This is a genomic window from Bacillus sp. CZDM1 (assembly GCF_055502545.1).
The window spans coordinates 22159-40557 of the sequence record NZ_JBUESO010000008.1 but is presented as its reverse complement, the minus strand read 5'-3'; the positions used below and the strand labels follow the sequence as shown (position 1 = coordinate 40557).

Below are 18399 nucleotides of genomic sequence, written 5' to 3'. Positions count from 1 at the left end.
AAAGCTGGTTCCAATAACAATTGACAATCCTTACAAAAGTCATTCTAGGTATTTGTCCCAAAATTTACATGATGTTTTTGTCCCGAAAAAAATATTTTATCACCTGTATATTTTGGACTATAGTCTGTGAATGAATTGTGTCAATATAGTTTGAAATATCCAAAAAGTATTTTTCTTCATAATTTATTCACACTTCTTTGTGCGCAATGACTAAATGATTTGCGAGTTTTCTAGTTGAACTATCCAAAGACTTCTATAATTTTCCTTTCTAAAATAAACATATAGGATCCTATTGAAAGCGCTCAAAAAATAAAGAATAGGCTGGAGGGAAAATATGTCTACCAATAATGTGGATTCTAAATTATTAGATCCAGAATTTGAAACTACCCCTGTACCAAAAGAATACAGAAAGCCGCTGGCATCTGTAGCAGCTGTTTGGTTTGGTTTCCCAATGGTTTTGACAAGCGCTGTAATCGGTGGAGTAATCACTGCAATGCTTGGATTTAAAGTTGGGGTAACTGCAATACTAGCAGGAAACTTGCTGCTATGCCTTGTTGTGGGAGCATTAAGCTATTTGGCAGGAAAAACCGGAGAAAACTTTGCAATGACTGCTCAAAGGACTTTTGGACGATATGGATACATGGTCGTATCAGGATTACTTTCCACAGTCGTAGTAGGCTGGTTTGCTCTTATGGTAGGGCTTACCGGCGATACCATGGCTCGCTCATTTGGTGCCCCAATGCTATTAATGACTTTAATAGGAGGGGTTCTTTATGTTGCTGCAACTTTTATTGGAATAAAAGCATTAACAATTTTAGGATGGATCGCGGCACCTTTGTATCTCATTCTCGGTATTGTTTCAATTATTATCTCGTTTAAAACTGGAAATACAGATATTTTTAATTATGAACCAACAACTAGTGCAGGTCTTCTGTCCTTTGGGGCAGCAGTCACCATGGTATTTGCAACGTTTGCTGATTCTGGTACGATGACCGCCGACTTTACACGTTGGTCGAAAAATGGGCGTGAAGGATTGTTAGCTGCCATTACAGCCTTCCCATTTGGAAAGTTCATCGCCGAAGTAGTAGGTGCAATTATCGTAGCGACAGGTGTAATCCAAAGTCCTGCCACGAGTGGCGGCGACTTTATGCCAATTTTATCGGGACAAGGTCCTCTTCTTTCCTTCTTGGCTCTCATTTTTGTTTTTATTAATCTAGGTGTTGGATGTACCCACTGCTTGTATAATGGTGCGGTCGGTTTCTCACATATGACAGGAAAAAGCATGAGATTTTTAACAATCGTACTAGGGATTGTTGGAATCATCGCAGCAGTCTCAGGTATCTGGAACGCTTTCCAGAGCTGGCTGGAACTTCTCGGTTTAATTGTTCCGCCAATCGCTACAATCATTATTATAGATCAACTAATTCTAAGAAAAAATCAGTCTCTTGGTTCCGAGAGTTGGAAACCACTTCCATTTGTTACATGGGGTATGGCTGCTTTAGTAGCTTTATTGGTTAACTTCTTTGCACCTCAGCTTTCAGTGGTGGTATTTGGTATAGGTTCCTCAGCTGTCTTCTATTACGTTGGGTCCCTATTAATCAAACCTACCATCTCTCAAAGTGTTAATAAAGAAAGTAATGTAAAGTAAATACTTGCTAGAAAAGGAAAAAAGGTTATCGTTTAACCTTTTTTCCTTTTTTGATTGAGCTTTCATTCTTTTTATAATTAGCAAAATAAGGGAAGCTGAATAAAACGGATAAGAAGACGATGATTATTACCGCTATTCTTAAATTAAAAGAAAGATTAGCTAGACTGAAAATAAATAACAATACTGCTATCGTAAGTGAAAATAATAATTTGCTCTGTAGTGTAATTTGATGCATCGTTCCACATTTTCTACATACAAGTTGTTTATAATTCCAACGGATCGTCTTTTGTATTTCCTTCCATGTAAATTGACACTTACAAGTTTCACATTTTTGTATGCCTATTACAAACACCTCACTTTTAGAAAATCTTAGCATGAACACTACCATTATTCTCCAAGAAAAATATACCAATAGAAAATTATGAATCAACTCTTGAACTAAAAAGCAATACTATTTAGGATAGTTATTTCCATTAAAAGAGGTGTTCTTTTGAGATTTCTTGTAATAGGCGCAATTGTAATTGGTGCTGCTGTTTTTTCCTTATTACCAATTTTATCTGCCCATTTCTTTCAACCAACTTTAAAAGATAGCATCCGCTTTAATATATATTTTCTTCCTCTCTCTTTTTTGGGAAATATTGTACTAGCTTGGGGGTTCATTCAAGGGAATAAAATATTTGGAAATACCGTAATGCTTGGAGGTATTCAAACTGGAGTTAATGCAATTCTTATTACAATTTTATCTATAATAGTTTTACGACAGAACATTTCAGTATATTCCATTATCGGAATTTTCCTGATTGCTATTGGAGCTATCCTTTTAAATAAATAATAATAATAATAAACAAAAAAACACCATTGATTGGTGTTTTTTTGTTTACGATTTAAGACTTTATATACACAACTGTTTTTTACATATACTTTCGGTGAACACCTTTCCCGTCATAAGAAAATAACATTCTTCGATCTTCTATCATAGTTTCGATATGAACAGGTCTGCCCCATAGCTGCTGGATATATGGCAATACCTTTTCAAGGTATTTGACATCTAATTCCACATCCTCATACCAATGCTTTAAATAGAGTTCACCGTTCTTCAAATAGTCACCATCATTGACGGTAATGTACGGGAACCCTCCATTTACACGCATATTCACTAACTGGTCTCGAACATGCTCCCATTCCTTATCGACGATTTTATAGTCCCTTCCCTGCTTCTGGAAGAGATACATATCTTCCCTCATGACAAGGTCTTTGTTTAAATAATTCCGTAAAAAAGATATATCTGATTCCACTTCACGAACCTCAAACATCTTTTCCCGGCCAGATCCTGGTAAAACTCCTCTTCTAATCATGTCATCAGTGGGATTATTATAACGTTCTTCAATGTCCTCAAATATCTTAATTCCTAGGTAATAAGGATTTATACCGGTCTTTGACGGCTGTACCACCCCTGCGTTTAATTTTGCAAATTCAATTGCTTCTCCGCTAGTTAAATCCATCTCACGGATGATTCGCTGGTGCCAATAGGAAGCCCAGCCTTCATTCATGATTTTCGTTTCTAACTGCGGCCAGAAATAAAGCATTTCCTCCCGCATCATTGTTAGTATATCTCGCTGCCAATCCTTAAGCTCCCTGCTATAAGTTTCAATAAATAATAATAGGTCCTTTTCCGGCTTTGGTGGAAATAGCTTTTTTCTTGGCTGACTTGGCTGTTTATTAGCACTGTCATCTAACTTCCATAGATCATCGTAAGGAGTTGCTGAGATTTGCGGCGATTCTTCTTCCCCTTCATCCTCCAGTGACCATGCCAGTTTTGGTCTCATTAATGAAGGATCAATATGTTCATCAATGGCGAGTATGGCATCAAGGAAGGTCTCTACTTCCTTTTTCCCAAATTGTATTTCATAAGTTCTGATTCGTTCTGCCGTGGCGGCCATGCTTTCAACCATATCCCGTTTGGTATTTTGGAACCTGACATTATTCTTGAAGAAATCACAATGAGCCAGTACGTGGGCAACGATTAATTTATTCTGGATGAGTGAATTGGAATCTAGTAAGAAGGCATAACAAGGATTTGAATTAATAACAAGTTCGTAAATTTTACTTAATCCTAAATCATAATGAAGCTTCATTTTATGAAATTGCTTCCCAAAGCTCCAGTGTGAAAATCTGGTAGGCATTCCATAGGCACCAAACGTGTAAATGATTTCAGCTGGGCAAATTTCATATCGCATAGGATAAAAATCTAAGCCAAAGCCCCGAGCAATTTCAGTGATCTCACTAATCGCGTATTCAAGAGCTTTGCGATCGTCCCCATTCATCGCCATTCCCCCTTTTCCTCTTACCACAATGTATGAAGTAAATCTGGGAATGATGAAACAAGATGTAAAAAACAGCAAGTCTACTTGCTTATTTTCGCTTTTTTAAGCTTTTTGCTTCCTCTGCCAGGGTAAGTCCTACATATTTATTTCTTTCCCATTCTGTTTTAAAAAACGATAAAGGCGGGGAAGTTTCTCCAACAAGCGGACTAACCTCAATCGTCATCGCAGGGCGGTGGTAGTTAGTGATAAACCAATCCGTAAAACCGCCGCCCGTTGCGTGTTTAGGTGGTTTTGCCAGTGTATAACCGGTCAATGTTGAAATTTTTTTTGCGATTTGTTTGTCACGTTGAAGCTGCTTGCCATTTTTATAATTCCAAAAAATTTCTCTGCCAGCCGAATGGTAAGCCACAGCAATTTCAGGATGAATGTCGTGAATGAATTTAGTTAATGCCTTTACTTCACTTGCTGCCAACGGTCTCTTCCCCTTATAAAATTGGTAAAAGGGAAATGGCGGTCCATCGGTGAGTTCCTTCCACCCCGCAGGATATTGTCTATTTAAATCAATCCCGACTCCATTCGCTTTCCAGCGCTCAAAGTTCTCTAAATCATCATTCATGGATACCAGTTGTTTCTGGTGTTTTTCTGGGAACAGATTGAGTTTATTTTGTTGGATGGTCACACCGTCTGGATTCAGCATGGGAATAAACCAGATGGAAACATCATTTAAAATATCTGTTGAAATTGGCCCAAACTCTGTTTTCTTTTGATATAAATCAGCATACACTTCAAGTTTTTTCATTAAAAGCATACTTGTAATCCATTCTCGTCCATGATGGGCTCCAATTAACACGATATTCTTCTTTCCTTTTCCAAGCCTAATTGCATAAATGTCTCTTCCAAAATGAGTTTCCCCTATTTTTTTTACTTTTATCGCCCGATATTGACGATTGATTTTTTCAAGGTCATCTTTCATTTTCTCATATGTATAAGGACGATTTGTTTCAACAACTTTTGCCAGTGAGACATTTTCAATCTGGAGTGATAATACCAACAAAACACATAATAGCTTCTTCATACTGGCTCCTTTTTGTAACCATTGTCGCTGCATGTTATACAGGTAAAAGTTGAAAACAGCGTTAGAACGGATTGTCCAACATTTTCTGTGAAAGTTATCGCCGAAATATCATAAAATAACTTCAACTCCTAGTAAGGAGGAGACAAAACAAATGAATAAAATGGATTATGATCGAGCTTTGTATTATACACATCGCTCTGAATGGGATAATTTGCTGATACTCATGGTACGAACAAAAGATCAATTTTTATCAAAGAGGATAGAGCAATTCCTGCATGCTTATCACTTTGAACGTGACTACTCAGTAATTGAAAAGAGTTTATATTCTTTACTTCGTTATATCGACCATGCTAACGAAACCTTTGAACCTGATAATGAGTTACCGATGTATAGTCTTTCCTGAAAAAACAAGTGGATACAATTTTTGTTGAGAAAAATTTTAACAACCGGACCAAAGAATTCCACCAAAAACAAAAAAACGGCTTCCCTCAAGGAGGAGCCGTTTTCTTTTGTTATGCGATAGGATATTGTTGAACAAGCGGATGAAGAACAATTTCATCAATAAGCATGTACTTAGGAGCAGAAGCCATATACACTACTGCATTTGCTATATCTTCAACCTTTAGCCAATCCTGTTTCTCCGGTAAACCTTGTGTCGATTCAGCAAAATAGGTATCCACCATTCCTGGGTTAATGGTACCTACTCTAATACCATATTCACGTACTTCTTGTGCTACAGAACCAGAAAAGCCTTGTACAGCATATTTTGAAGCTGTGTATGCTGAACCGTTAGCTATCGTATATCTGGATACATCAGAAGCAATGGTAATAATCGTTCCTGATTTCCGTTCCTTCATATGTGGAAGGACAGCTTTCGTGGCCAGAAACACACCTTGGACATTTACTTCAAACACCTTTTTCCATTCTTCGAGTGTTACTTCCTCTGTTAATTTAAAGAATCCCACACCTGCATTATTAACCAACATATCTACATGTCCATATTCCTCAATGGTTTTCGAAACCACCTGCTGTAAGTCTTCTTCTTTCGAAACGTCGGCTTGAATCGGCAATACATGTGGAAAACCTTTTTTCTTCAGGTCATCAGCTGTTTCTGAAATTTGTGCTGAACTTCCGATTATTGCTAATTTCACTCCTTGTTCAGCAAGCTTAACAGCAATTTCCTTGCCAATTCCTCTGGAAGCTCCTGTAACAATGGAGATTTGATTTTTTAACATGGTTTTTGTTCCTTTCATGTTGAGGTACTTAGATGATTGATGAAAGTTATTTTCCTGTTACCATTTTGACTTTTTCATCCACGAGATTCATGAAATTCTTTTCAATCTCGAGTAATTTATTTCTGCTTTCTTCTAAACCGTTACTATTCACACCAAAATAGAATTTCACTTTTGGTTCTGTACCAGATGGTCTCAAGCAAACCCATGATCCATCTGTGAAGGTATATTTTAAAACATTGGATTTTGGTAAATCGATTTTCTCTTCACCATTGGAAGTTTGCTTAAGGCCAGTTAGGTAATCTTCTGACATTGAGATTGTTAAATCACCAAGCTGCGTTATTGGCTCAGAACGGAAAGAAGCTAAAATTTGCTGAATCTGTTCTGCACCTTCTTTTCCTTTTAACGTTAAGGACCTTAGACCTTCTTGATAGTAGCCATAATTTTCAAATACCTGCATTAAGCCTTCATAGAGCGACATGCCTTGTTTTTTATAGTAGGCACATACTTCTACTGCCAAAATAGCTGCTTGCACAGCATCCTTATCCCGAGCAAAATCTCCGATTAAATACCCATAGCTTTCTTCATAGCCAAATAAGAAGGTAAATTCTCCCGATTCCTCGTATTCATTTATTTTTTCAGCAATAAATTTAAAACCAGTTAGCACATCAAAGGTTGGTAATTGGTAACCTTGGGCGATTTTCCTGCCGATTTCTGAAGTCACAATTGTTTTTAACACCACTCCATTTGAAGGAAGGGTCCCTTTGCTTTGCTTTTGGGAGAGAATGTAATCTAATAATAGGGCGCCTGTTTGGTTCCCTGTTAAAACAACGTATTCTCCTTCTTCGTTACGTACAGCTATTCCTAAGCGATCTGCATCTGGATCGGTTGCAATTAATAGATCTGCACCTACTTTTTTACCATCCCTAATGGCTAGTTCAAATGCTGCATGTTCCTCAGGATTTGGACTTTTTACGGTCGAAAATTCAGGATCAGGCAGTTCCTGTTCCTTTACTACCGTTACATCTGTATAGCCCAATGCCGTCAGGGCTTGACGCACTGGTTTATTAGCCGTACCATGCAATGGTGTAAATACAATCTTTACTTCTGTTTCTTTCGAAATGGAAGGATTCTCAGAAATAGTTTTCAGCATTTCGATATAGGCTTGGTCAATCTCATCACCAATTGTGTTAATTAAACCAAGAGATCTTAGGTTCTCTTCCGTATCTACTTCAATCAACAATTCATTTTCAATTTCGTCAACCTTCGTGATTACCTCGTCAGCTGCTGCAGGCGGCAGCTGTCCGCCGTCAGAACCATATACTTTATATCCATTATATTCTGGCGGATTATGGCTTGCCGTAATGACAATTCCGGAAAATGCGTTAAGATACCTTAAAGCAAATGATAGTTCAGGAGTTGGTCTTAATTCATTAAATACGTAGGTTTTTATCCCTTTTGTTGCAAGTGTTCTGGCAGCCTCCATACAAAATTCAGGAGATTTATGTCGTGAATCGTAAGCAATCACCACTCCGCGTTGTTTTGCTTCACTACCTTGTTCGTCTATGTATGCAGCTAGTCCAGCAGAAGCTTTTCGAACCGTATATAGATTCATCCGATTGGTTCCTACACCGATTTCGCCTCGCATCCCGCCGGTCCCAAACTCTAGATTTTTATAAAAAACTTCTTCAAGATGTTTTTCATCTTGCTTTATTTCCTCAAGCTGCTGCTTTAGTTCCTCATTTAAGTTTGAAAACTCCATCCACCTTTTTGCACTTTCTTTCCAACTCATTATTTTATCCTCCCTTTTTAGCCTATTTCATATTGTTTGATTTTCACAATCAACTTACACCTTCTATTTATTTTATATTTTATCTCAGTAAGTTCAAGGATTATAAAAAAAAATGTCTGCATTTGCAGACATTTTCTTTAGAAATTATACAAGTAGTTCATTTGCGGCTTTGATATAAACACTAAACACACTGTTTTTCATATTTTTAGCTTCTACGAATTGTTCATACTCAAACGGAAAGAAAAGACCAAATTCTTGCAAGTTCGAAACATTTTTATTAAATAGAACTGCATATTGCTCATCAAGAGTTGGAGACTCAAGTATGGAGATCACTGTTTGCATGCTTGCCATTACTTGAAAAGCGTCCTTTAAAGTATTAAAGTCATCTGGAGTATGCAATACTTTTAATTGTTCAAACTCACTTATTTCCTTATCCGTAAAATAGAGTGGAAAAACAGTTGAATAGATGTACCTCACAAGTCCACAAATTTCCTCTTCCTGACCTGGTGTCGAGGCAAAAACAATTTTCACTTGTAACCCACCTTTGCGATAACTATAATCTATCGTAATATATATACATAAGGATAGCATAAATAAGAGTGAATTTCGGTGGTAATTATAACCACGCCATACCTTTAAAGAAATCTCAAGTTATAAGGAGTTCAAATGATAAAAACGACACGAAAAGGGAATTGGATGGAAATTAACACACCCAAAAGCTGGGAAGGAAAAACCATAGAGGAAATTTTCCGAAGTGAATGGGAGGTCTCAAAGAAACTTACTCATTTATTCAGAATGGAACACAAAGTATTTGTAAATGGAAATAAAGCTTCGTGGACATCGCCTCTTAAATTAGGAGAAAAGGTGCTAATTAAATTATTTGAAGATGAGGAAGTAATGAACATTCCTGCTTTCTTCTATGACATACAGGTTCTATTTGAGGACGAGCATGTGATTGTTTTTAATAAACCTGCTTTTATGAACACACATCCAAATGACGAAAACGATAAAAGTACACTTTTACAAGCAGCACAATTTTATCTGCATTCAAAAGGTGAAAAAGTTGAGATTCGGCATGTACATCGTTTAGACAGGGATACCACTGGTGCTATCCTCTTTGCTAAACACGCCTTAGCCGGTGCTATTTTGGACAGAATGCTCGAAAAACATGAATTGAAGAGGACCTATCTTGCTATTGTTCAAGGACATTTGAATAAGAAGAAAGGAACTATAAAGGAGTCAATTGGGCGTGACCGTCATCATGCAACAAGGAGAAGAGTTTCTCCAACTGGTCAAGAGGCTATTACGCATTATCAGCTTATTAAAGAGGAAAACAGTATTTCTTATGTAAAATGCTGGCTCGAAACGGGGAGAACGCATCAAATACGTGCGCATTTCAGTCACATTGGGCATCCTCTACTAGGCGATATTTTATATGGAGGAAAGCCACTATTCGATCGACAGGCACTGCACGCGGCAAAATTAGAATTTACTCACCCTATTACTGGAGAAGAAATCATTTGTTATGCCCCATTTATAGATAACCCGCCAATCTTCAAGAGTATAGACGTGAATATACTATGATTCAAATTTAAGGAGGCCGCCCAATTGGGGCGGCCTCTCTTTCAATTATCTGTCAGCTTTTCTAAATGCCCTCATTACAAGTGATAATAGGAATACAAGAGCAATTGATCCGATAATGGCAGGGATAATCGCAAAATCGGCAACATTTGGTCCCCAATCCCCTAATAATAAAGTACCGAGCCATGCGCCAACAAACCCTGCAATTATATTACCTATAATACCACCTGGAACATCTCTGCCAACAATAAGACCAGCTAACCAGCCAATCACTCCACCTACGATTAATGCCCAAATGAAACTCATTAGAACACTCCTTTTTTAATCATTCTTTTAAAGAATCCTATTACTTAACAAGCAGTATTAATTTTTAAAATACTGTCTTGTACCATTAAAGTACCCATTTTATTTCTTTACATACCAAGAAATTTACTCTGTTTTAGTAAATACATAATAATAGGTCTACAGGAAACATTAAAAAAAATAAATAAAGCTAATCCCATAAGATTATTTTTCAGAATTTTCTTTTGTTAAGTTTTTGTAAATTAGGTCAAATTTTTATGTTTTTTTCGTTTAATTTCTGTAAAATATTGTCCGTTGTGCAAAACTTTTTACATAATTTTTAGGGGGATAATAAAATGGCAAAAAAAGTTGATAAATTTTCTGCTCTATTAAGTAATATTTCTTCAAACTTAAAGGAAGGTGCAAATTACTTTGCTGATTATAAATTAAAAAATATTAGTGATTTGAAAATTTTCTCAGAGAAGATGAAAGAGATTGAAACGAAGGGCGATACCTTTGTTCATGAAGTCATTAAACAATTAAATGATGCATTTATCACTCCTATTGAACGGGAAGATATTCTCCATCTTGCAAACAGCATGGATGACGTATTGGATGGCCTTGAAGCAACAGCTGCATTATTTGAAATGTATTCAATCACACAGGCAGATGATTTTATGCTGCAATTTGTGGCTGCCATAAAATCAAGTGTTCACGAAATTGATGAAGCGATGGAATTGCTAGCGAGCAAGAAACTCCCTCAAATGCGAGAACATGCAATCAAAATAAAAGATTATGAATCAAAATGCGATAATATCCTTCGTCAGTCCATAAAGCATTTATTTACAGTCGAAAAGGATCCAATAAGAATTATTCAATACAAAGAAATATACGAAAATCTCGAGGATATTGCTGACAGCTGTCAATCTGTTGCAAATACACTTGAAACCATTATTATGAAAAATGCATAAGGAGCAAACAAATGGAAATTTTAATTATTTTAGTTGTCATTGGTGCTCTTGCATTTGACTTTATTAATGGGTTCCATGATACGGCAAACTCGATTGCAACCTCTGTTTCTACAAAGGCTTTAAGACCACGGCAGGCCATACTGTTAGCCGCAATCATGAATTTTGTAGGGGCCATGACGTTTACGGGTGTAGCTAAATCCATTTCCAAGGATATTGTCGACCCTTTTACGCTTGAAAATGGATCTGTTGTTATCCTTGCTGCGTTGATTGCTGCAATATTTTGGAATTTGCTGACATGGTATTACGGAATCCCAAGCAGTTCTTCTCATGCAATCATTGGATCAATCGCAGGAGCGGCTCTTGCTTCAGCAGGTTTTGGCGCGCTTAACTATACTGGATTCTTGAAAATCCTCCAAGCTTTAATTATTTCACCAATCCTTGCTTTTGCGGTCGGTTATATTGTGTATAGTATTTTTAAAGTGGTGTTTAAGAATGCAAATTTAGCGAAGACGAATCGAAATTTTCGTTATATGCAAATAGCCACTGCAGCCCTGCAATCTTATTCACATGGAACGAATGACGCACAAAAAGCAATGGGGATTATCACGATGGCTCTCATTGCCAATGGTTATCTAGGTGCTAATGCAGAAGTACCATTCTGGGTACAATTTGCCTGTGCTACGGCAATGGGACTTGGTACTTCTGTAGGTGGATGGAAAATCATTAAAACCGTTGGCGGGAAAATTATGAAGATTCGTCCTATTAACGGAGTTGCTGCGGATTTGACTGGTGCAGCGGTAATATTTGGTGCTACCTGGCTCCATGTACCAGTTAGTACAACCCACGTTATTTCTTCCGGTATTCTAGGAGTTGGTGCTTCACACCGACTTAAAGGAGTAAAATGGGATACAGCTCAAAGAATGCTCATCACCTGGGTTATTACACTTCCAATTTCAGCAGGTATAGCAGCAATTTCTTATTTCATATTAAATCTTTTCTTTTAAAAAATACGATTAAAGAGGATGGTTTATCCATCCTCTTTTTTTATTTGCAGCACTTCTAAATCTAAATCATTTTCATACTTTTTAGGTAGGGACAAGTTTGGAGTGATTTTTATTGAAACAAAAAATTATTGCTATGCTGATTGGCAGTTTATTACTAAGCCTAGGTGTTAATGGGTTTCTCGTACCCTATCATCTGCTTGATGGCGGCGTGATTGGTTTAGGGTTAATCATTCACTATTTTTACGGTTGGCCAACAGGCCTTAGTATGATTGTTTTAAGTCTTCCTCTTTATATCTTGGCATGGTTCTTTGAAAGACGTTATTTCTATTACAGCCTGCATGGACTTATTATTTCTTCCTTTTGTATTGACTTACTTTCTTTTATGAATGGGAAAATTCAGCTTGGCATTTTTCCAAGTACGATACTTGGGGGAATTCTGGTCGGAGTTGGGATTGGTCTAATGCTACGCTATGAAACAAGTACGGGTGGAACTGATTTGCTAGCCCAAATCCTCACCAAATTTACTTCTGTTAATATAGGAATCATTATCTTTGTAATTGATGGTCTGGTCATTACTAGCGGGATTCAAGTAGTGGGTTTAGAAAAATTCCTTTACTCTTTATTAACCATTATTTTTGTTGGCTTGATGACATCGATAACAGTCATTAGAAGACCAGAACCAAATTGAAGAACCTACGACAAAGTCGCAGGTTTTTATAATGATTTCACTTTTTCAGTACAGCTTTCCATTGCAGCCAATACGGAACCTCGAAATTGCTTCTTTTCTAGTTCAGCTACAGCTTCGATCGTTGCCCCACCCGGCGTACACACATTATCTTTAAGTTCTCCAGGATGTTTATCGGTTTCTAGTACCATTTTAGCAGCGCCAAGGACAGCCTGAGCTGCCAACCGATAGGCTTTATCCCTTGGAATTCCCTGCTTGACACCTCCATCGGCCATTGCTTCTATCATCATATAAACATAAGCAGGAGATGAACCGCTAATAGCTGGTATAGCATTCATTAGTTTTTCATCAAGCCTCTCCGTTTTACCAAATGTTTGAAAAAGACGTTCAATCTCAACTATCTCTTCCTCACAAAGCATCTCATTTGGACAAATAGCCGTCATCCCTTCGCCCACTAACGAAGGCGTATTGGGCATTGTCCGAACTGCCTTTATACTAAAACCAAATTCCCTTTCAATATCTGCCAATGTAATTCCAGCCGCAATGGTGATTATCGTACTTTCATGATGAATTATATTTTTTATCTCTTCAATAACCTTTCTATGTTGGTCAGGTTTTACCGCTAGGATTAAAATGTCAGCAAACCTTGCGATTTCTTGATTTGAACGGGTCGTATGAATTTTATAGCTGTATTTGATTCTATCCATTGTTTCAGCTGTTTTAGCGCTGACCTTGATGTTTTCTTTTGGAATCAACGACGATTTAAGGATTCCTTCTATCATCGCTTGAGCCATTTTCCCTGCTCCTATAAAGCCAATCTTCTTTTTCACTTAACACACTCACCTCTCCATAAGTCCATTTAATGATATCATACGACATTTTGTCGTTCATAATAGGTTGGATTTACGATAAGAAATAGGGAGATATCTGCTTTTTAAATTATGCCCTTTTTATAAAAATGCATAAAAAAAGAGACGGGATTGTCATCCTGTCTCAACATTTTATATAAAATCCTTGGAGGAAAAGGCTCCTGGAAGAAGGTCTTTCACTAGGATTCTTTGAATATCACCTTTTAAATTCGTAAGGATAACCTCCATCTCAGAGTCACAAAGCTCCGAAATTACCTGTCTGCAGGCACCACAAGGTGAAACTGGCCCTTCCGTATCCGCTACCACAACTAATGTGTCAAACTGAGTAACACCTTCAGAGTATGCATTAAATAAAGCCGTTCTTTCCGCACAGTTCGTCATTCCATATGAGGCATTTTCAATATTACATCCATGAAATACCTTCCCATCTTTTGCTATAAGAGCAGCACCAACCTGAAATTTTGAATAGGGCACATAGGCAAACTCTCGTGCCTTGGCTGCTTCCTCTAAAAGTTGTTTTTCATCCATCGTGATCTCACTCTCCATAGTCCTCTTTTACCCTTGGAAAAATTTAACCATCCAACTGGCAATAACCCCGCCAAAATAAACACCGAAAACGCCAACTACTGCAGAAAACACTGGAGGTGCAGGTAATGGAAGCTTCATAAATTTAAAAATGATACCTACAATTAAACCAGCAACTAATGCTAATATTGTTTCTTTCATTTATATCCCTCAAATCTAAAGATTAATAATTGCTTTGAGAAATTTCACCTTTACTGATAGACACTCCAGAACTTGCCCCGATACGAGTAGCTCCTGCTTCAACCATTGCAAGTGCATCCTCACGGCTGCGAACGCCTCCAGACGCTTTGACACCTATTTCAGGTCCAACTGTTTCACGCATTAAAGTAATATCCTCGACTGTTGCTCCGCCGGTTGAAAATCCAGTAGAGGTTTTAACAAAATCCGCCCCCGCCTTAACTGAGAGTTCGCATGCTCTAACTTTTTCTTCTCTTGTTAATAGACAGGTCTCGATAATTACCTTTACTAATGCTTTATCTTTTGCAGCCTCTACAACTGCCTTTATATCTTTTTCTACTAATCCATCTTGTTTATCTTTGAGTGCACCGATATTGATTACCATATCGATTTCATTTGCCCCATTTTCAATCGCATTTTTTGTTTCAAATGCTTTTGTTTCTGGTGTAGATGCTCCTAAAGGAAATCCAATTACCGTACATACTTTTACTTCTGGGGTATCTCTAAGCATATCTGCTGATATTTTTACCCAAGTTGGATTGACACATACGGAAGCGAAGGAATATTTCTTAGCTTCTTCCACTAACTTCACGATTTCTTCCTTTGTAGCATCGGCCTTTAATAATGTATGATCAATCATTTTAGTCACATTTTGAGTCATAAGATGTTTCCTCCTATATTTGAAAGCATTTCATTTAATTGTTACTTTTCACAAGCTAACTATAACAAAACATCCGAACATTTGTAAATATCATTTTGAACAAATGTAAAATATATTTATTGTTTATCGAGAAGAAATTTTGCTGAGAATTGGTCCGTTATTAACACATTGGCATAATTCCCCTTTAATGCACCGTAGATGCCCTCAATTTTATTTGGTCCGCCCGCGACAAGTATCGAGTATTCCTTGTTCCGTAAATCCTCTAATTTAACTCCCAGCGTTCTTTCGTTCAGACTTTCATTACACACTTCACCTTCTTTATCAAAGAAACGTGAACAAATATCCCCAACCGCCTTTTCATTTAGTGCCTTTTGATCACTTTCTGTAAAATAGCCCATTTGAAACAATAAAGAGTCTTTTTTTATCGAGCCCATGGTAAACACTGCGATATTGGCCTTTTTGCCAAGATCTAGGATTTTATGAATATGCCGGTCAGCCTCCATCGCCTGCTTTACGACAACGTGGTCCACAATCGCCGGCAATGGAAGATTATGTGGTGTAGTATTATATGCTTTTCCAAACAGGTAGAGGATTTCAGATGCATATGTATTGGTTTCTGCATGGCTTACGCCGCCTTTTAGCTGAACAACCTTAACGTCCTTGACAAATTTCTGTTTTAGCTCAACGGCAATATGGTATAACGTGGTTCCCCAGGTTACCCCGATAATGTCATGGTCCTTAACAATTTCATGTAGGTATAAGGCTGCTTTTTCACCAAGGTAATTTTTGATAATATGATTTTCAAATTGTGGAATAGACGCAACGATTACTTTTTTCAAATTGAACTTTTTTTCTAAATCAATGGCTAAATTTTCAACATCTTCCGTTGGATCCATAATGGTGATTTGGACGATTCCCTCGCTTTTGGCCTGCTGTAATAATCGGGACACTGTTGGCCGTGAAATACCCAGTATCTTAGCAATTTCGTTTTGATTATAATCCAATAAGTAATATAGTTTTGCTGCTTCAAGCACTTTACTTAGTTTCTCTTTGTCCATTGTATGTCACCTTCTATCCTAATCTTTTTATTAATTATAGCAAGAAGTGAGGTGATTCCCCTAATATTTTTACATTCGTAAAACCCCTGTTGAACATTTTTTAACTCCATACTGTTGCATTTTCATTCTTAAAAGAGGGAATGATTCTTATCATATTTACTATGTCCATTACGTTGACATGAAATAGTCAACTACTGCTCTTGGCCTGTTCTGCTATACTAAGTTAAGGGATAAATTTCCTATAAAAAAGGGGGTCTTAGAATGGGGAAACTTGGAGGACTCATATACAATCACCGGAAAACGGTGCTTGCACTATGGCTGCTTATCATTGCACTATCAGTGGTTTTCGCCTTGAAATTACCTTCCGTATTAAGCGGTAACGGCTTTGAATACAAAGGTGAATATAACGAAACAAGAACGCTCCTTGAAAAGGAATTTGGACATGCAAAATCATCCATTATCCTTGTCTTTGAAAGAGAGCGTACAGTTAATGATACTGACTGGGACCAATATATAAAAGCAACCTTTGAAGATTTAAAAAACTTCGAAGGTGCCAAAAGTATAACAAGTCCTTTTGAAAGAGATGGAATGATCAAGGAGGAAGTTGCCTATGGTCTGTTGGCTTTTGATAAAAAAGCTGAGGATCTCAGCACTGAGATTGATCAATTGAACAAAATACTTAAAAATAAACAGGGATTAACCGTTACTATGACGGGTGAGCCAATTATTGTTCAAGACCTTAATATTGCCAGTCAAGAGGATTTAGCCAAAGCTGAAATGATTGGACTGCCGATTGCTTTGCTTGTCTTAGTCCTTGCTTTCGGAGGGTTAATTGCTGCCTCCATTCCGATTGTAATCGGAGTTGTATCGATACTAACCACGATGGGTTCTGTTTTCTTTTTTAGTTACGGTACCGATTTGACCATATTTATTTTGAATATTGTCCCGATGATTGGACTCGCTTTAAGTATTGACTTTGCCTTATTACTAATAAACCGATACAAAGAGGAATTACATACAAAATCCATTAAGGAAGCGATTGAGGTCAGTGTAGCAACGGCTGGGCGTTCGATTATTTTCTCTGGACTTTGTGTATTTATTGGCTTGTCGGCTTTATGGTTTATTCAAATTGATATTTTCCAGAATGTTGCCCTTGGCGGCATGGCCGTTGTATTTATATCCGCCTTTTGTGCTTTGACCTTTCTTCCGGCCTTATTAGCTGTGATTGGGACTAGAATAAATAAATTTAGCATCCTGCGATTAAAAGCTACAAAAACTAGCATTTGGCATCGGTTTGCAAAATTTGTGATGAGACGTCCGGTCCTTATGGCAGCGGCCGCCCTAGCCATACTCCTTGCTGGCCTTATACCTGTTGCACAAATGACGATGTCGATCCCTGGGACCGAATCTCTTCCTGCTAAATATCCATCAAGAGTCGCATTTGAAGTCTTTGAGGAGCATTTTATCCCTAAAGATAAACGTAATGAAAAGAAAGTATCCATCGTGCTTGAAACAAAAGGAAATATTTTAGAAACAAGTAATCTTGAGAAGGTAAGCAGCTTTCTTGATCAGCTTTCAAAGGATAAACTTGTTGATACAGTTGATTCTCCATTTTCCGCTACAGGTATAGAGGAGCAGGAAGCATTGTCTCAACTTCTCCTATTTGGACAAAAGCAACAGACAGCTCCCATTCTAGATTACTTTATTCGAGATAATAAAATGCTGATTGAGGTGTATTTAAAAACCTCTGATCACTCCGCTGAAGCAAGGGAATGGATTCGTGATTGGTCCAGGAAGGACTTGGGTTTAACCTCCCATTTCGGAGGAGCGATAAAGTTTGAGCAAGAAATCTTTGATGAGATTTTTGAAAAGGCTCCTTATGGATTGTTATTAATCGTTGTCTCAACCTTCTTCATTCTGATGGCAGCTTTTCGCTCAATCCTCATTCCACTTAAAGCCATAATAATGAATATATTAAGCCTTAGCTGTACGTTTGGAATTGTCGTCTGGATTTTCCAGCAGGGGCATCTAGGAGTAGAGCCTGCAGATATTGCATTAATATTGCCCGTTTTTGTATTTACGCTCGTCTTTGGGCTGTCAATGGATTATGAAGTGTTCTTGATTTCGAGGATTCAGGAGTTTTATTTAAAAACAGGAGATAATACTGAGGCTACGATATCAGGGTTAACGTACACGAGTAAAATTATTACCTCTGCCGCCGCGATTATGATTGTGGTGACAGGTGCTTTTGCTTTTACAGGCGTCATGCCGATTAAGCAGCTTGGTGTCGGTATTGCGATTGCGATTTTCATTGACGCCACCATCGTACGAATGGTTCTGGTTCCAGCTTTGATGAAGTTATTCGGGGATTGGAACTGGTGGTTTTTTGGGCTTAAGAATAAAGCACATACAAAGGAAAGAAAGAAGCCAGCCTAATAAAAAGGCTGGCTTTTCT

Annotated in this window: 20 protein-coding genes; 8 read left to right on the top strand and 12 right to left on the bottom strand. The window is 37.6% G+C overall.

Annotated elements, in window-relative coordinates; all coding sequences use genetic code 11:
• Positions 1 to 334: 334 nt before the first annotated feature.
• Complete coding sequence (locus ACY3XC_RS18255) at positions 335 to 1648, top strand: cytosine permease (RefSeq protein WP_464869814.1); 1314 nt, start codon at positions 335 to 337, stop codon at positions 1646 to 1648.
• Positions 1649 to 1673: 25 nt separating this feature from the next.
• On the opposite strand, the gene ACY3XC_RS18250 is transcribed toward ACY3XC_RS18255, so the two are convergent.
• The gene (locus tag ACY3XC_RS18250; RefSeq protein WP_464870004.1) at positions 1674 to 2024 is read right to left on the bottom strand and encodes a TIGR04104 family putative zinc finger protein; all 351 of its coding nucleotides are present in this window, start codon (positions 2022 to 2024) and stop codon (positions 1674 to 1676) included.
• Positions 2025 to 2138: 114 nt separating this feature from the next.
• Here ACY3XC_RS18250 and ACY3XC_RS18245 point away from each other — a divergent pair, with 114 nt between their 5' ends.
• Positions 2139 to 2480: a hypothetical protein gene (locus ACY3XC_RS18245; protein ID WP_464869813.1), complete on the top strand. Its 342-nt coding sequence runs from the start codon at positions 2139 to 2141 to the stop codon at positions 2478 to 2480.
• A gap of 79 nt (positions 2481 to 2559) precedes the next feature.
• On the opposite strand, the gene ACY3XC_RS18240 is transcribed toward ACY3XC_RS18245, so the two are convergent.
• Positions 2560 to 3972 (bottom strand): SpoVR family protein, encoded by a 1413-nt coding sequence (locus ACY3XC_RS18240; RefSeq protein ID WP_464869812.1) that lies wholly within the window; start codon positions 3970 to 3972, stop codon positions 2560 to 2562.
• Between the two features lie 88 nt (positions 3973 to 4060).
• Positions 4061 to 5047 carry a M14 family zinc carboxypeptidase gene (locus ACY3XC_RS18235; RefSeq protein ID WP_464869811.1) on the bottom strand — a complete coding sequence of 329 codons (987 nt, stop codon included), beginning with the start codon at positions 5045 to 5047 and terminating at the stop codon, positions 4061 to 4063.
• A 151-nt stretch (positions 5048 to 5198) separates the two neighbouring features.
• On the opposite strand from ACY3XC_RS18235, the gene ACY3XC_RS18230 reads away from it, so the two are divergent.
• Positions 5199 to 5450, top strand: a complete 252-nt coding sequence (locus tag ACY3XC_RS18230) for a YhdB family protein (protein WP_464869810.1) — start codon at positions 5199 to 5201, stop codon at positions 5448 to 5450.
• Between the two features lie 109 nt (positions 5451 to 5559).
• Here ACY3XC_RS18230 and ACY3XC_RS18225 read toward each other — a convergent pair whose 3' ends face one another.
• From ACY3XC_RS18225 to ACY3XC_RS18215, 3 genes are all read right to left on the bottom strand, one after another.
• Entirely contained in the window at positions 5560 to 6282 is a 723-nt protein-coding gene (locus ACY3XC_RS18225; RefSeq protein WP_464869809.1) for an SDR family oxidoreductase, read from the bottom strand.
• A 46-nt stretch (positions 6283 to 6328) separates the two neighbouring features.
• The gene (locus ACY3XC_RS18220; RefSeq protein ID WP_464869808.1) at positions 6329 to 8071 is read right to left on the bottom strand and encodes a phospho-sugar mutase; all 1743 of its coding nucleotides are present in this window, start codon (positions 8069 to 8071) and stop codon (positions 6329 to 6331) included.
• 144 nt (positions 8072 to 8215) lie between these two features.
• Positions 8216 to 8602, bottom strand: coding sequence for a YhcU family protein (locus tag ACY3XC_RS18215; RefSeq protein ID WP_179161126.1), 387 nt, complete (start codon positions 8600 to 8602; stop codon positions 8216 to 8218).
• Positions 8603 to 8737: 135 nt separating this feature from the next.
• Between ACY3XC_RS18215 and ACY3XC_RS18210 the strand changes: the two genes are divergently transcribed.
• Positions 8738 to 9655 carry an RluA family pseudouridine synthase gene (locus ACY3XC_RS18210; protein ID WP_464869807.1) on the top strand — a complete coding sequence of 306 codons (918 nt, stop codon included), beginning with the start codon at positions 8738 to 8740 and terminating at the stop codon, positions 9653 to 9655.
• A 45-nt stretch (positions 9656 to 9700) separates the two neighbouring features.
• Here ACY3XC_RS18210 and ACY3XC_RS18205 read toward each other — a convergent pair whose 3' ends face one another.
• Positions 9701 to 9958, bottom strand: coding sequence for a GlsB/YeaQ/YmgE family stress response membrane protein (locus ACY3XC_RS18205; protein ID WP_179161124.1), 258 nt, complete (start codon positions 9956 to 9958; stop codon positions 9701 to 9703).
• 332 nt (positions 9959 to 10290) lie between these two features.
• Here ACY3XC_RS18205 and ACY3XC_RS18200 point away from each other — a divergent pair, with 332 nt between their 5' ends.
• The 3 genes from ACY3XC_RS18200 to ACY3XC_RS18190 all read left to right on the top strand — a co-directional run bounded on the left by ACY3XC_RS18200 (position 10291) and on the right by ACY3XC_RS18190 (position 12597).
• Entirely contained in the window at positions 10291 to 10905 is a 615-nt protein-coding gene (locus tag ACY3XC_RS18200; protein WP_464869806.1) for a DUF47 domain-containing protein, read from the top strand.
• 11 nt (positions 10906 to 10916) lie between these two features.
• Positions 10917 to 11909 (top strand): anion permease, encoded by a 993-nt coding sequence (locus tag ACY3XC_RS18195; protein ID WP_464869805.1) that lies wholly within the window; start codon positions 10917 to 10919, stop codon positions 11907 to 11909.
• A gap of 133 nt (positions 11910 to 12042) precedes the next feature.
• Positions 12043 to 12597 (top strand): YitT family protein, encoded by a 555-nt coding sequence (locus ACY3XC_RS18190; RefSeq protein ID WP_464870003.1) that lies wholly within the window; start codon positions 12043 to 12045, stop codon positions 12595 to 12597.
• Positions 12598 to 12623: 26 nt separating this feature from the next.
• Here the strand turns inward: ACY3XC_RS18190 and proC are convergent, their stop codons facing one another.
• From proC to ACY3XC_RS18165, 5 genes are all read right to left on the bottom strand, one after another.
• On the bottom strand, positions 12624 to 13424 hold the full coding sequence (gene proC, locus ACY3XC_RS18185; protein ID WP_464869804.1) for a pyrroline-5-carboxylate reductase: 801 nt from the start codon (positions 13422 to 13424) through the stop codon (positions 12624 to 12626).
• 171 nt (positions 13425 to 13595) lie between these two features.
• Positions 13596 to 13991, bottom strand: a complete 396-nt coding sequence (locus ACY3XC_RS18180) for a cytidine deaminase (RefSeq protein WP_464870002.1) — start codon at positions 13989 to 13991, stop codon at positions 13596 to 13598.
• Between the two features lie 27 nt (positions 13992 to 14018).
• Positions 14019 to 14189 carry a XapX domain-containing protein gene (locus tag ACY3XC_RS18175; RefSeq protein WP_179161118.1) on the bottom strand — a complete coding sequence of 57 codons (171 nt, stop codon included), beginning with the start codon at positions 14187 to 14189 and terminating at the stop codon, positions 14019 to 14021.
• A 22-nt stretch (positions 14190 to 14211) separates the two neighbouring features.
• Positions 14212 to 14886, bottom strand: coding sequence for a deoxyribose-phosphate aldolase (gene deoC, locus ACY3XC_RS18170; protein ID WP_464869803.1), 675 nt, complete (start codon positions 14884 to 14886; stop codon positions 14212 to 14214).
• Positions 14887 to 15002: 116 nt separating this feature from the next.
• A complete protein-coding gene (locus tag ACY3XC_RS18165) occupies positions 15003 to 15944 on the bottom strand; it encodes a sugar-binding transcriptional regulator (RefSeq protein ID WP_464869802.1) in 942 nt (313 codons plus the stop codon).
• A 261-nt stretch (positions 15945 to 16205) separates the two neighbouring features.
• Here ACY3XC_RS18165 and ACY3XC_RS18160 point away from each other — a divergent pair, with 261 nt between their 5' ends.
• Complete coding sequence (locus ACY3XC_RS18160) at positions 16206 to 18380, top strand: MMPL family transporter (protein ID WP_464869801.1); 2175 nt, start codon at positions 16206 to 16208, stop codon at positions 18378 to 18380.
• Positions 18381 to 18399 lie beyond the last annotated feature (19 nt).

Excerpts from the sequence above, each read along its gene's own strand:
- ACY3XC_RS18205 (WP_179161124.1), bottom strand. The coding sequence starts at position 9,958 with ATGAGTTTCATTTGGGCATTAATCGTAGGTGGAGTGATTGGCTGGTTA.
- ACY3XC_RS18240 (WP_464869812.1), bottom strand. The coding sequence starts at position 3,972 with ATGAATGGGGACGATCGCAAAGCTCTTGAATACGCGATTAGTGAGATC.
- ACY3XC_RS18195 (WP_464869805.1), top strand. The coding sequence starts at position 10,917 with ATGGAAATTTTAATTATTTTAGTTGTCATTGGTGCTCTTGCATTTGAC.
- ACY3XC_RS18175 (WP_179161118.1), bottom strand. The coding sequence starts at position 14,189 with ATGAAAGAAACAATATTAGCATTAGTTGCTGGTTTAATTGTAGGTATC.
- ACY3XC_RS18210 (WP_464869807.1), top strand. The coding sequence starts at position 8,738 with ATGATAAAAACGACACGAAAAGGGAATTGGATGGAAATTAACACACCC.
- ACY3XC_RS18220 (WP_464869808.1), bottom strand. The coding sequence starts at position 8,071 with ATGAGTTGGAAAGAAAGTGCAAAAAGGTGGATGGAGTTTTCAAACTTA.
- ACY3XC_RS18230 (WP_464869810.1), top strand. The coding sequence starts at position 5,199 with ATGAATAAAATGGATTATGATCGAGCTTTGTATTATACACATCGCTCT.
- deoC (WP_464869803.1), bottom strand. The coding sequence starts at position 14,886 with ATGACTCAAAATGTGACTAAAATGATTGATCATACATTATTAAAGGCC.
- ACY3XC_RS18250 (WP_464870004.1), bottom strand. The coding sequence starts at position 2,024 with ATGCTAAGATTTTCTAAAAGTGAGGTGTTTGTAATAGGCATACAAAAA.
- ACY3XC_RS18200 (WP_464869806.1), top strand. The coding sequence starts at position 10,291 with ATGGCAAAAAAAGTTGATAAATTTTCTGCTCTATTAAGTAATATTTCT.
- ACY3XC_RS18190 (WP_464870003.1), top strand. The coding sequence starts at position 12,043 with ATGCTGATTGGCAGTTTATTACTAAGCCTAGGTGTTAATGGGTTTCTC.
- ACY3XC_RS18160 (WP_464869801.1), top strand. The coding sequence starts at position 16,206 with ATGGGGAAACTTGGAGGACTCATATACAATCACCGGAAAACGGTGCTT.
- ACY3XC_RS18165 (WP_464869802.1), bottom strand. The coding sequence starts at position 15,944 with ATGGACAAAGAGAAACTAAGTAAAGTGCTTGAAGCAGCAAAACTATAT.
- ACY3XC_RS18235 (WP_464869811.1), bottom strand. The coding sequence starts at position 5,047 with ATGAAGAAGCTATTATGTGTTTTGTTGGTATTATCACTCCAGATTGAA.
- ACY3XC_RS18180 (WP_464870002.1), bottom strand. The coding sequence starts at position 13,991 with ATGGATGAAAAACAACTTTTAGAGGAAGCAGCCAAGGCACGAGAGTTT.
- ACY3XC_RS18225 (WP_464869809.1), bottom strand. The coding sequence starts at position 6,282 with ATGTTAAAAAATCAAATCTCCATTGTTACAGGAGCTTCCAGAGGAATT.
- ACY3XC_RS18255 (WP_464869814.1), top strand. The coding sequence starts at position 335 with ATGTCTACCAATAATGTGGATTCTAAATTATTAGATCCAGAATTTGAA.